Annotated in this window: 13 protein-coding genes, 1 tRNA gene and 2 pseudogenes; 6 read left to right on the top strand and 10 right to left on the bottom strand. The window is 37.3% G+C overall.

All coding sequences use genetic code 11. The annotated features are described in order from the left end of the window. Positions 1–559 precede the first annotated feature (559 nt). Positions 560–646 (bottom strand) — tRNA-OTHER (locus ACZYRN_RS11595). Positions 647–930: 284 nt separating this feature from the next. Here ACZYRN_RS11595 and ACZYRN_RS11590 point away from each other — a divergent pair. Further along, positions 931–1104 (top strand): annotated as a pseudogene (locus tag ACZYRN_RS11590) (hypothetical protein); the annotation flags it as partial. A gap of 305 nt (positions 1105–1409) precedes the next feature. On the opposite strand, the gene ACZYRN_RS11585 reads toward ACZYRN_RS11590, so the two are convergent. From ACZYRN_RS11585 to ACZYRN_RS11575, 3 genes are all read right to left on the bottom strand, one after another. Beyond that, the gene (locus tag ACZYRN_RS11585; protein ID WP_488911776.1) at positions 1410–2117 is read right to left on the bottom strand and encodes an SDR family oxidoreductase; all 708 of its coding nucleotides are present in this window, start codon (positions 2115–2117) and stop codon (positions 1410–1412) included. Between the two features lie 141 nt (positions 2118–2258). Next, positions 2259–3431, bottom strand: coding sequence for an MFS transporter (locus tag ACZYRN_RS11580; protein WP_488911775.1), 1173 nt, complete (start codon positions 3429–3431; stop codon positions 2259–2261). A 392-nt stretch (positions 3432–3823) separates the two neighbouring features. After that, positions 3824–4570 (bottom strand): SDR family oxidoreductase, encoded by a 747-nt coding sequence (locus ACZYRN_RS11575; protein WP_488911774.1) that lies wholly within the window; start codon positions 4568–4570, stop codon positions 3824–3826. A 188-nt stretch (positions 4571–4758) separates the two neighbouring features. Between ACZYRN_RS11575 and ACZYRN_RS11570 the strand changes: the two genes are divergently transcribed. Further along, the gene (locus tag ACZYRN_RS11570) at positions 4759–5304 is read left to right on the top strand and encodes a TetR-like C-terminal domain-containing protein (RefSeq protein ID WP_488911773.1); all 546 of its coding nucleotides are present in this window, start codon (positions 4759–4761) and stop codon (positions 5302–5304) included. A gap of 453 nt (positions 5305–5757) precedes the next feature. Further along, positions 5758–5895 (top strand): hypothetical protein, encoded by a 138-nt coding sequence (locus tag ACZYRN_RS11565; protein ID WP_488911772.1) that lies wholly within the window; start codon positions 5758–5760, stop codon positions 5893–5895. 124 nt (positions 5896–6019) lie between these two features. On the opposite strand, the gene ACZYRN_RS11560 is transcribed toward ACZYRN_RS11565, so the two are convergent. Continuing rightward, positions 6020–6463 (bottom strand): GNAT family N-acetyltransferase, encoded by a 444-nt coding sequence (locus tag ACZYRN_RS11560; protein ID WP_488911771.1) that lies wholly within the window; start codon positions 6461–6463, stop codon positions 6020–6022. 599 nt (positions 6464–7062) lie between these two features. Here ACZYRN_RS11560 and ACZYRN_RS11555 point away from each other — a divergent pair. Beyond that, positions 7063–7770 (top strand): annotated as a pseudogene (locus ACZYRN_RS11555) (IS6 family transposase). Between the two features lie 67 nt (positions 7771–7837). Here ACZYRN_RS11555 and ACZYRN_RS11550 read toward each other — a convergent pair. Next, positions 7838–8245 (bottom strand): MFS transporter, encoded by a 408-nt coding sequence (locus ACZYRN_RS11550; RefSeq protein ID WP_488911770.1) that lies wholly within the window; start codon positions 8243–8245, stop codon positions 7838–7840. A 220-nt stretch (positions 8246–8465) separates the two neighbouring features. Between ACZYRN_RS11550 and ACZYRN_RS11545 the strand changes: the two genes are divergently transcribed. After that, positions 8466–8759: a hypothetical protein gene (locus ACZYRN_RS11545; RefSeq protein ID WP_488911769.1), complete on the top strand. Its 294-nt coding sequence runs from the start codon at positions 8466–8468 to the stop codon at positions 8757–8759. Positions 8760–8889: 130 nt separating this feature from the next. Here ACZYRN_RS11545 and ACZYRN_RS11540 read toward each other — a convergent pair whose 3' ends face one another. From ACZYRN_RS11540 to ACZYRN_RS11530, 3 genes are all read right to left on the bottom strand, one after another. Then, a complete protein-coding gene (locus tag ACZYRN_RS11540) occupies positions 8890–9012 on the bottom strand; it encodes a YjcZ family sporulation protein (RefSeq protein ID WP_488911768.1) in 123 nt (40 codons plus the stop codon). A gap of 81 nt (positions 9013–9093) precedes the next feature. Then, positions 9094–9396: a hypothetical protein gene (locus ACZYRN_RS11535; protein WP_488911767.1), complete on the bottom strand. Its 303-nt coding sequence runs from the start codon at positions 9394–9396 to the stop codon at positions 9094–9096. Positions 9397–9991: 595 nt separating this feature from the next. Continuing rightward, a complete protein-coding gene (locus tag ACZYRN_RS11530; RefSeq protein ID WP_488911766.1) occupies positions 9992–10162 on the bottom strand; it encodes an aspartyl-phosphate phosphatase Spo0E family protein in 171 nt (56 codons plus the stop codon). A gap of 306 nt (positions 10163–10468) precedes the next feature. Here ACZYRN_RS11530 and ACZYRN_RS11525 point away from each other — a divergent pair, with 306 nt between their 5' ends. Next, complete coding sequence (locus ACZYRN_RS11525; protein ID WP_488911765.1) at positions 10469–10648, top strand: XtrA/YqaO family protein; 180 nt, start codon at positions 10469–10471, stop codon at positions 10646–10648. A gap of 127 nt (positions 10649–10775) precedes the next feature. Here the strand turns inward: ACZYRN_RS11525 and ACZYRN_RS11520 are convergent, their stop codons facing one another. Further along, on the bottom strand, positions 10776–11042 hold the full coding sequence (locus ACZYRN_RS11520) for a hypothetical protein (RefSeq protein WP_488911764.1): 267 nt from the start codon (positions 11040–11042) through the stop codon (positions 10776–10778). Positions 11043–11490 lie beyond the last annotated feature (448 nt).

The raw sequence follows: 11490 nt of genomic DNA, 5'->3' as shown, positions 1-11490 counted from the left end.
ATTATGATTTGTATGTGGGAAAGTGGCAATTGTTAATAAGGCTTGGTCACATTAAATGAATGTTATACGCAAAATGGAAGAGTATTGAGATGTGATGATTTAGTACAATTACAATAATAATTCTATAAGTAAAATTGCCTTTCCAACACGCTGAATCATAGATGTGTTTTTTCTTTTGTAAGAGAGAGATTTTTCATATTGAATAGCTTTGCTAAGATGCTTCTCATACCTCGAAGAATCAAATCTAAGTCATCAGACTATTAAGATAATAAAGGATACAAAGTTTTGAATGTTTAGGTAAGGGGGATTGTATCATAGCGGATCAAAAGTTCACTGCCGCATTTCCTCCAATAAAGCTGTTCTGTTGCAAGGGGTCTTAATAAGGATTGAATAGCCCCACGGCGATGTGAAGGCTGAGTTTTTAAAAGTAGAAACGAAAAGGATAAAAGAGAAAATAAAAGCGATCAAAGAACAGCTGCTTAATCGAGATCAATAAGTAAAAGCCGTATCAGTCAGTATACTGACTGATACGGCTTTTTCACATAGGTGGCTGTAAAAAAGGACTTGGTGGGATTTAAACCCACGAGACACACAATAGTTCAGTATGTAGGGCTATTGGCTGCTCTGATCACTGAGCTACAAGTCCATTTTTAGTATGGGCAGCTGAACGAATTAATATGCAGATAAAAATTAGAAACGATACACATTATGTTTTCAGTATTTTTAAAACTCAATATTATTGAGTAATTTGATATGGTATTATATATTTTTAATAAATTTTTATAAAGGATACTTATAATACAACGTATGTAAAAAAATAAACACGCCGCTGCGTCGCAACGTGTTTATTTTTTAATCCTCGTTTTTTGATTATTTCCCAGATCTGCCCCATTTCCTCCAGCAAAGCTCTTCTGGTGCGAGAATGAATCAAATGAGGAGTTAATATCAGTTGAAAAGCTTGGATCTAATGTGAAGGAAGGGGACTTACTCAGAATAGAATCCTTTCCAGACGGCACAAAAGTGGAGATTTTAAAAGAAGAAACGGAGAGCATTAAAGAGAGAGCTAGAGCAATCAAAGAACAGCTGCTTAATCGAGATCAATAAGTAAAAGCCGTGTCAGTTATTATACTGGTACGGCTTTTCCACTATGTAAATAAGGGTTTGGGGGGAGTTTCAAAACTTTGGATTAAGGCTCTGTTAGTGAATAGTGTTAATTTCCTTATTGAACTAACGGAGCAGTTTAGTTTAAGTATATCCCTTTACAAAGTTACAGAAAAAGCCGATCATCCTAGTCAGGAAAAGGAAAATCGGCTTTTTTTCTTTAATTCGATTTTAAACAATAACAATTACAAAAATCCGGTTTCATCGAACCACACTTAAACACAGAATAATGTGTTTATACTGTAATGTTACCAATCGATTCGTTTTCCATCTCTAAAAAACCCGCCATTAGGTCCTTCAGGTCCAATAGTTGCTAACCACAGGATAGACTCAGCTGCTTGCTTGGGTGTTCTTGGAGCAGATGATCCACCCATATCTGTATTTACCCATCCCGGATCGACCGCATTTATTTTGATATCACCTTTGATTTCTGCAGCTACCAATCGTGTCAATCCATTCAGGGCAAATTTAGACAACTTATAAGCTCCTACTCCTGGATATAACATTTCGCTCATCGCCCCATAATTTGAGGAAACATTAATAATTCTCCCATAGCCTTGTTTTTCCATGAGGGGAATAAAAGAACGGATCACATGGTAAACTCCAAAGAAATTGGTTGCCATTGTTTTCTCCAGAATGGAAGGGTCCATAGTCACTAAATTTTTATTATCATCCAAATACACGCCAGCATTATTAATCAATAAGTCTAATCTTCCATATCGCTCATTTACAGTAATCGCAGCTTGACGGATGCTTTCTTGATTGTCTACATCCATTACCATAAACGACACGTCAAGATTTGACACCTTAAGTTTTTGCGCACCTTCATGACCCATTTCTGGATCCCGACTTGCCAAAATGACCTTAAAACTATTTAAAGCCAATTGTTTGACCAGCTCATATCCAATTCCTCGATTCCCGCCAGTGACAAGTGCAACTTTTATATCCTTTGACATTTAATATCCTCCTTTTTTCGGCTACTAATCTTGGGCTAGAGTAGATTTTTCCACACCCTAGAAATTTAATAAAAGAAAGTAGGACAGGGAATATAAAGCAATAATGAACAGAGAGCTCTTAAAGAATGTTGAATTTATTCCCTATCTAGAAAGTTGTGGTGTAGGAGTAAACATGTAGTTTCTAAGTAAGATAGTTACCAAACTTAGTATCAATGATAGGATTCCCACTAATACGACGTATTGTGTACCCATTTCTGATATAAATAACCCGCCTGCAGCTGCACCAATTGTTGTTCCTACGTTACAGGATGATATAAATAAGCCATTGGCGAAATCAGGCGCTTCGGGAGCTGAAGACGCAATCAAATATTGATTAATATTTGCCATTATTCCTCCAGCCAATATTCCCCAAATTAAAGTTATAATTGCCATAGGTACGGTAAACTGTCCTGTGAAGAATAAAATGATGTAAACAGCACCTAATAACAAAGGAAAAGATACTACAGACTTAATGGCACTATGAGTAAGTAAATTTCCTGCGACAATGTTTCCAATAATACTGGCTCCACCGAAGATGAATAACGTTAAACTTAGGGTATTCGGAGACATATTCGTTACTGTTTTCAGATATTCAGCAAAATAACTATAAACCCCAAATATAGCTGAGTTTAATAAAATGACAGTCACGATGGAAAGCCATATAATAGGTTTTTTTAATACGGAAAGTTGTGTACCATAAGAAAGTCTTTCTTCAACAGGCATAGATGGCACAAAAATCAATGTAGCAATGAATACAATAGAATTAACAATAGCAAAGAATGCCATCGCCATTTCATACGAAACGGCACTATCAATAAAACTTGCGATCGGTACGCCGGCTACCATACCAGCAGATACTCCTATAAATACTTTAGAAACAGCTTTTGGAGCTTCTTCTTTACTTACTGAGGAAGCAGCTACTGTAAATGCCAAAGAACAATAAATTGGATGAAAAAAGGCTGGAATTATACGAGCAATTAATAGAATGGTAAAATTAGATGTAAATATGGATACAATGTTTCCAATAACGAAAACTCCTAATACAAGTAACATGACCTTCTTACGATTTATCCCGGAAAACAATAACGGCATCGTTGGTCCAGATACAGCAATAGTAAGAGCAAAAAGACTCACCAGCCATCCTGCTTTTGATATGCTGACATTAAAGTGATCAGCAATGGAAGGCAATAACCCAATAACCCCCATTTCAGTATTTAAAATGCCGAAAACTCCTATGGTCAATATGAAAATCAACAAATTATTTCGTTTAGTCAAAAAAACAACTCCTATCTTCAATAAAATGCCCCCAAAAAGCAATGGAGGCATTTTGTTAAAATTTCTTCCCGAAGAATTCAAAGTTAACTTGGTCTGAAAGCTTTTGCATCCTCATAAGTGAGGGAAGTTGAAAGATCAAGATAGGTACTGATCTGCTTTTGAAGCTCTGCGAATTTCTGTTCTGCGCTAGCGATGGAATCTGAACCACCGATCCAACGAAACGATTGTTACTTCAAATTCTCGGTAAAGAATGCTTCCAACTTGTCGAATGGAATCAAATCCGTCTTGTCATACAAATCAACGTGTCCTGCGTTTAGAACGATGTACAGCTCTTTTGGTTCTGTCGTCAATTCGTTGCATATAGCTCTTAGTTTTATCTTGTCTTGTAATTATTACCAAGGTTGACTTGTTGGTCCAATTGTAAACTCATTAATGTTCGTATCTTCTGGCTGATCAATCGCGAATGCAACAACATTGGCAACTCGATCAGGTGAAATACCATATTGTTCGTACAACGCAGTCATACCTTCTGAAATATTCTTATCAGTAATCGTATCCAACAATTCCGTGTTGATCGCTGCTGGATAAATAGTTGCTGTGCGGATGTTAGTACCTTCTTGGGCAGATTCCATACGCAAAACTTCCATTAAATCACGAACAGCCCACTTTGTTGCGCCATAAACCGCACCGCCTGGGTAAGCTTTAAGCCCAGCTACTGATGAAGTAGTGATGATATGTCCAGACTTTTGCGATGTGAATGTTGGCAATACTGCGGCGATACCATTCAATACACCTTTAATATTAACGTCAACCATACTGTTCCATTCGTCAGTTTTTAATTCGGAAAGTGGTGAATTAGGCATTATTCCAGCGTTCAAGAAGATTACATCGACACCATCAAAAGTGTCTTTAGCTTGTTGAACAAGCTGCTGACTATCATCTGGATTAACAACATCTGTGACGCGATAAGTAGCTTGTCCACCAGCTTTTTGAATTTCCTCAGTCAATGCTTTTAATTTGTCTTCGCGACGAGCGCCCAAAACAACTTTAGCACCTTTACTGGCCAATAATTTTGCAGTTGCTTCACCAATTCCAGATGAAGCTCCAGTGATTATAACTACTTTGTTTTCAATTGTCATTTCGTTTATTCATCCTTTCAAATTAAAATAAAACTACAATTGATGTTTTCTCGACAACTGTCTATAATTTAAAATATAAATATAAACAAAACAAGGCATATAAATCGTTAATTTAATCAGTTTTGTTGTTTAAACAACAAATCAATAAAAATTGTAGACTATCTCAAGGAAAGTATGGTGTTGAAACAATGGCAAAAGTGGATAGAAGAATTGTTAGAACTCAAGAGGCAATTAAAAAAGCATTTCTTGAATTGATGTCAGAAAAAAATTTCGATAGCATTACCATTCAGGATATTTCTGACAGGGCAAATATTAACCGTGCAACTGTTTATCTTCATTACTTGGATAAATTCGATCTGTTGGATAAGATCATAGAAGAACATATCCATAACATGGCTAATCTTTGTGAGTTGGAATCTGAAATGGATTGGATTGAATCGACTGTAATCTGCATGGAATATCTTGAAAGTAATTATTTATTTTTTTCGACGATGTTGGCGAGTGAAGGAGCACGATATTTTCGTAGCCGGTTTGTACAACATAATATCGAAGAGTTCAAAAAAGACGTCGATGTAACAAAAGGCAAAAATCTCGGTCAAAACGAAGATATAGTTGCCGAATTTGTTGCAAATGCTTACGTAGGTGTAGTGGAATGGTGGCTAAAAAATGGCATACCTTATCCACCGCAGGAAATGGCAGAAAAAGTGGGGGATTTATTAGAGAGGATTATATAGATTTATGCATAAAAAATCACTATTATTTATTAAGAAATGAGGAGGATAATGTGTCCTTCCCTCTTCAATAAAAATGTTGTATTTGAAGGGTTGCACTTAAACTAACAAGTGCGTTAGTTCAGCAACAGAGACAAAAAAAGGCCGATTTTTTCGGTCTTTTTTTGGTTAAAAATCAGCACTGGATCTTAACAGAGCCTACAAAAAGAAGTGATTTTAAACTGAGAAAAGAGGGTAAGAGGCGATGTGAAGATTGAGTTTTAAAAAGAAGAAACGTAGACGCATGTCTACTACAAAATCTTTCTTTCTGCATAAGGTAATAGTACGCAGTACCATTAAATACAAAGGAAAATAAAAATGTCTAGTTCAATGTATAGTCTTTGCTGCAAATATCATGGAAAGCATGTGCGGTTAACATGTCATGATGGCAGAGTGCATGTAGGGAAAATCACTAGGGTGACGAGAGAACATGTTTGGCTCCAGCCTATTGGAAAACCTGGAGGATTTAGCTATGGGTATGGCCGCGGTTTGGGCATTCCGTTTGCTCTCGGTGCCATTGCCGGGGTTGCCCTTACAACAGCGTTTTTCTGGTAATAGTTAAATTGGCTAAAAAGATAAGGGTTTTTATTAGTGTCTCAGAAGACTGTTCATAGTGTAGACAAAGTCTTCATTTTGAAGGCGATGTCTACAGGCTGTTTTGTTTTCATCGACAAAGGGTTTATTTTATCTCTAATGACATCAGTGTACAAATGTCTTTAAAACCAATTTGTTCGTATAAACATTTTGCCGGATTGCCAGTGAATATATATAGCTGTACTTGTTGATAGCCTTGCTGTTTTAATTCAGTAAGGGCACCGTTTATTAATTTCCTTCCAATCCCTGAAGACCGATATTCAGGACTCACATATAGGCTGAATATGCCTGCCGTTTGAACAGGTTTTAGCGTGCTGAAATCCTGGCCAATTAAAATCCACCCTTTTATCAGGTTATGTTCCTGTGCAATAAGATAATAGGCCCCGCTTTTTAATAAAAGATCAAACATAGCTGCAGACGCCTGGTTGTCGTTTTGCGCAAACCCTACTGTGCTTTCTTCCACGGTTTTTCCCATCTTTTGAAACAGTCGAGCTTCTTCCCTTTCATTTGCTTTTCTAATAATAAGCAATAGACACACCTCGTTATCAAATTAAAGAAGTAAGATAGTATATGTGTAGTTGTAACTAAAGGTGTGATAAATGAATGTGTCCCAGTCAATCTATGGCTTTTTTCATATGATAAAGATATAGGTAGTATGAAGAGCGAAATGGTCACTTGCGAGATTTAACCTAAAATCTTTTAAAAGAAGGGAGGTGATGAAGAATGCCGTTTTATCCTCCAAATCCCGGTCCTAGACCATCACGGCCTTATCCTAGACAAATGTTCCGCCCGCCTGGGTATTATCCGTCTGGTCTACATCCTAGACAGCGCCAAGACCAGTATAATGGGCAACAATCTCCTGATATGTGGAATAATCTAAATCGGGTTATGACACATGTGGGGAATGTATCAAATGGAGTCAATATGTTAAGACAGGTTGGTTCTTTCATGTCATTCTTTAATAACGGTAGATGATAGAAAACAAGGGCATTCCGGACTCCAGTGAATGTCTTTGTTGAGCCTGTAGACAAAGTTTGGTTCTGGTGCAAGAACTTAGGGACAATTGCAAATCATCTTTAAATCTTGGAGATACTGATACTATTACTTTAAAAAAGGTGCGTGATCAGTATGGAAAAGCAACATTTATTCAAGTGGAAACATTATCAGCCTGACATTATTTTGTTAACAGTGAGGTGGTACCTGCGGTACAATTTGAGCTTTCGTAACGTAGTGGAGATGATGGAGGAACGAGGCTTATCGATAGCTCACACAACGATTATGCGTTGGGTTCATCAATATAGCCCGGAATTAGATGAAAGAGTACGGCGTCATCTTCAACCAACAAATGACTCTTGGAGAGTCGACGAAACGTATGTCAAAGTAAAAGGTGAATGGATGTACCTGTATCGTGCTGTCGATTCGAAAGGAAACACTATCGATTTTCACCTAAGCAAAACAAGAGACTACAAGGCTGCAAAACGCTTTTTTAAGAAAGCTTTGCGGTTTTTTCATGTTTCGAAACCTCGTGTCATAACAGTGGATAAAAACCCTGCTTATCCTCTAGCCATCAAAGCCTTAAAAGAAACAAAAAGCATGCCGATAGGCATGCAACTCAGACAAAAGAAATAATTAAACAATATCGTAGAACAGGATCATCGTTTTATCAAGAAGCGAGTTCGTTCTATGTTAGGATTGAAGTCCTTCCGAACGGCTGAACGGATTATTTATGGAGTGGAAGCGATGCATATGCTGAAAAAGAAGCAACTCCTTCTAAGGGATAACTCTGTCCAAAATCAAATAACGTTCATTCATCAACTATTTGGAATTGTTGCTTAAGACCAGATTCCACTAGGAAACTTTTCGCCACTTTATATCTTCCCCAATTATTTGCACCAGGACCTAATCATAAGTTGCCCTGAAAAGAACGGTTAAATTTGACTGAATAAATCAGAACATAAACAATAATAATTGAAGCAAATAAATTTAGCAAAATCAGTGAAAAAATCAAACCAAAAAATTGAGTAAGTACTCCAACTCCAATAACGGGAACAATAAATCCAGAATATGCGCATAAATAAAATGCCGAAATTGCTCGCGGACGTTCTTCCGGCTTCGGCAATTGGCTGGCAAACCTTAAAGAAACTTGAAACGTCCATCCGGCGCCAATTGCTTGAATGAATATGCCGGCCCAGAGCAAAAATAAATTCGCTGTCTGACCAGAAAAAACAATAACCCATGATCCAATGGCAAGAAACAGGATCCCTATACGCATCCGTGTAACGGGATTACGCGGCCAAGGAAAGAACTGCATCAAGGCCCCCCGCCTAAAAGCAACAATTTAGCTTTTGTACTCCTTGAATTCTTCTCATTTCATCACCTCCCACTAAGATTTCTCTAAACCTGAAAAGGGAGTGAGAAAAATTCGTGTAAAGGATCAAACGAGAGAATCTAGGAAAATATATACCCAGTTATTTAGAAGTTAACACCTACTGATACGATTCATCTAAATATTGATTAAAAGGGGTGGCGTAATGAACATTGGAGATTGGGTTTTAGCAGTGTCTGGCCGGTATTGGTACATGAGTTATATTGATAGCTTTTCACAAGATTTAGAGACGGTGCATGTGACGAAAATAACCAGGTTTGTAAGAGGTATTCCCGAAAACATCAAACCAGCTCCAGCTACGTGCTCAATGAGTTTAATTGTGCCGTTGGATTCCTCGCTTTTGAAAGAAGATTATGACGAACTTATCGATTTAGCAATCATGAATGCAGATAAGGAATGGTTCTTAGAGTTAAGAGAAAGGATGATGGCCAATGTGTAAAACATTCACAAATATTGAGCAAAAAAAAGCGGCTGTATTTACATATACAGTCGCACAATATTGGATTAGTGGCCACAGCAGGAAGAGAAGATGGCCAGAGCTAGATTAATTCTAGATAATGGTTTGGTGTTTAGCAGCATCCGCCGCCATATCCACCACCCATGTAAGATGCTCCAATGATGATTAATAGAATGAACAAGACAACAACTAGCGCAAAGCCAGAGCCGTATCCACCAGATTTTTCGCAACTCATAATTATCACCTCTTTGTTGATTATAGTATGAAAAAATTCAATGAAATCTTGTACAAATGATCCTATAAAAATAAAAAAGTATTATTTGCAGCGATTGCAGCCATGTGATGGATTCATGTGACTATGTGATGGATTCATGTAATTTTGTGATGGATTCATGTAATTTTGTGATGGACCCATGTGACATTGTGATGGATCCATATAGCCTGGATCTACCACGACGTTTCTTGTCATTGGCTGATAAATATGACGGGGGACATTGACAATGTGCTGCCGATTAACATTCACGATTGGATGGATAACTGGAACCTCACGTTGAATGTAGGAATCATGAAATACACACTTTGGGGGACAGATGATTGGTCTAACAGGACGACACCTCAAAAAAACACCTCCTTGTTTACTCTAGTAAATGCATCTCTTAGTAACTTTGAAACGCACAAACAACACAGGTGAGATTTTAAATTTGTTTTAAAAGATTATAGTAAGCAAGGAGTACTGCATTAAAAAACAGCAGGAGCGAGGATGAATTGAGAGGCGAGGGACAAAGAGCGATGCGGATGGCAGAAGAGATCCCGATGAAGATCAAAGTGGAAGTGGAGTTTTAAACAAAAAAATAGCCAGGCCAGGGCCTGACTGTAAAAGGTTGAAAGGTAGAAGGTTGAAACAAAGCAATAACAGTATGCCCCTGTCAGAAAAGATTATGCAAAGAAGATCAGGTATGTATTTTGCAATAAAAAATAGCCAGGTTAACACCTGACTGTAAAAGAGTTGAAAGTGACAAAAAATCGGGGTATGACGGGGAACCGTCGTACAAAAACAGTATGCACTTATCAGAAAAGTTTATACGAAAAAACCGAGGAAAATCCCCGGCTACAAATACTGGAAGGTTCTTACTCATGAGAAAACTTAACACAGTAACAGTTTAACCAATCAAAAGAAAATTATACAAAAAATAATATGTATTTTGATAGATTTTTTAAAGTCTGCCTTGCAATTGAAATTGGATAATTAACTTGTCCAACTCTTCACTATATTTAAGGGTTTCGATATCTGTAAATCCCTTTTTCAAACCTGCGGCTATCAGTAACTTACGCATATCATTGATTTGAGCGGATAAGTCTTCCGGACTTAATTGATTAGAGAACATTATATTACACTCCCTGTGCGAGCTTGTTTGCTAAGATGCAACAAAAAAAATCATAAAATAACATAGAAAGAATTACTATACATTCGACAAAATATCTAAAAACATTCCGATTTTTGAAAGGTTGAAGAAAAGAAAAAAGCCAGGTCATCCTAGCTTTAAAACATAGGAATCATCATAGCAAAATGTTCCAATTAAAATAAGTTTACCCTAAAAAAAGAAAATAATGCAAAAAAAGCCAGGGAAAGTCCCCGGCTCTTGAAATAGTACTCGCAATTCTATTTTAACAGACTGGGGGCGTCCTGCGCTATGAAGATTGATCATGAAAAAATGACAGCTGAAATAGATCTGATGAGCAACAAGACAATGTATGTGGTGAAGGATGGTCAGCTGATTCCGCATGAGCTGCCGGATTACGGAGAAACAGTCGTTATTACGATGGGCGGCAAAGTGGATCGTCTGGAGACCACACAGAAACGGAAAATTTGATTAACAGTTGCCCCATTATATACAAAAGAGAGGACGTTATTGTTTGATAAAATAATTATCAACTCAAACCGCTTAATTAAAGTGGAGAGTATAAATACTCTCTCCACTGATTAATTGGGATCCTATTCTATTCAGTAAATGCAATGGGAGATCCAGTTGAAGTATGCCGATTAATCCAGTCAAGCGATACCTTTGAAACCTCAGGCCAGTCAGGTATTTGTGCTTTATGTTGTTCCACCCAACTCATACAAAATTGCGGATCTATATTGTTTTCTTGGGATTGTGCTAGGAACGACTGGATAGTTGTACTCGTGCAATTTTGCCATGATCCACAAGTATTTAACCAAATGTTTTCTAGTTTCGTTTGTATAGATGAATTATTTTCATTAGACATATTAGATATCTCCTTTTGTTAAAAATTAAGAATGATTTAAACATTAACAACAGTAAGTATGTCCAAGGGGTGAAAATATATTACTCCATATGAGTAACAAAACAACGCACCTGGTGAACGACGGTTAGCTGATTCCGCATGAGCTACCGGAGATTATGGTGAAACAGTCGTTATTACGATGGACGGCAAGGTGGACCGTCTGGAGACTACACAGAAACGGAAGGTGTAACGTGGAAATCTTTTTCGAGTATCCGTGGTGGACGACGTTATGGATCGTACTCATATTTGGTTGTTTAAGTGAAATTAAAATAGGCAGTCGGGAAGACGATTGATGAACAGTTGACGGAAACTGTTGACTAAGAAATATGTATCTATTAAACAGTCATGTTGATTGTCTTATTTAACCAAAGAAGCTGAGTAATTATAAAAAGATATGATAAAATAAAAG

The organism is Domibacillus sp. F004, from assembly GCF_057814295.1.
Note: the sequence above shows the minus strand (reverse complement) of the source record. Positions and strands in the feature narration are given on the sequence as shown.

What these genes read in the sequence shown, in the direction of transcription:
- ACZYRN_RS11520 (WP_488911764.1), bottom strand. Translation starts at nt 11,042, where the DNA reads ATGTCTAATGAAAATAATTCATCTATACAAACGAAACTAGAAAACATT.
- ACZYRN_RS11540 (WP_488911768.1), bottom strand. Translation starts at nt 9,012, where the DNA reads ATGAGTTGCGAAAAATCTGGTGGATACGGCTCTGGCTTTGCGCTAGTT.
- ACZYRN_RS11570 (WP_488911773.1), top strand. Translation starts at nt 4,759, where the DNA reads ATGGCAAAAGTGGATAGAAGAATTGTTAGAACTCAAGAGGCAATTAAA.
- ACZYRN_RS11575 (WP_488911774.1), bottom strand. Translation starts at nt 4,570, where the DNA reads ATGACAATTGAAAACAAAGTAGTTATAATCACTGGAGCTTCATCTGGA.
- ACZYRN_RS11525 (WP_488911765.1), top strand. Translation starts at nt 10,469, where the DNA reads ATGAAGATTGATCATGAAAAAATGACAGCTGAAATAGATCTGATGAGC.
- ACZYRN_RS11545 (WP_488911769.1), top strand. Translation starts at nt 8,466, where the DNA reads ATGAACATTGGAGATTGGGTTTTAGCAGTGTCTGGCCGGTATTGGTAC.
- ACZYRN_RS11530 (WP_488911766.1), bottom strand. Translation starts at nt 10,162, where the DNA reads ATGTTCTCTAATCAATTAAGTCCGGAAGACTTATCCGCTCAAATCAAT.
- ACZYRN_RS11550 (WP_488911770.1), bottom strand. Translation starts at nt 8,245, where the DNA reads ATGCAGTTCTTTCCTTGGCCGCGTAATCCCGTTACACGGATGCGTATA.
- ACZYRN_RS11585 (WP_488911776.1), bottom strand. Translation starts at nt 2,117, where the DNA reads ATGTCAAAGGATATAAAAGTTGCACTTGTCACTGGCGGGAATCGAGGA.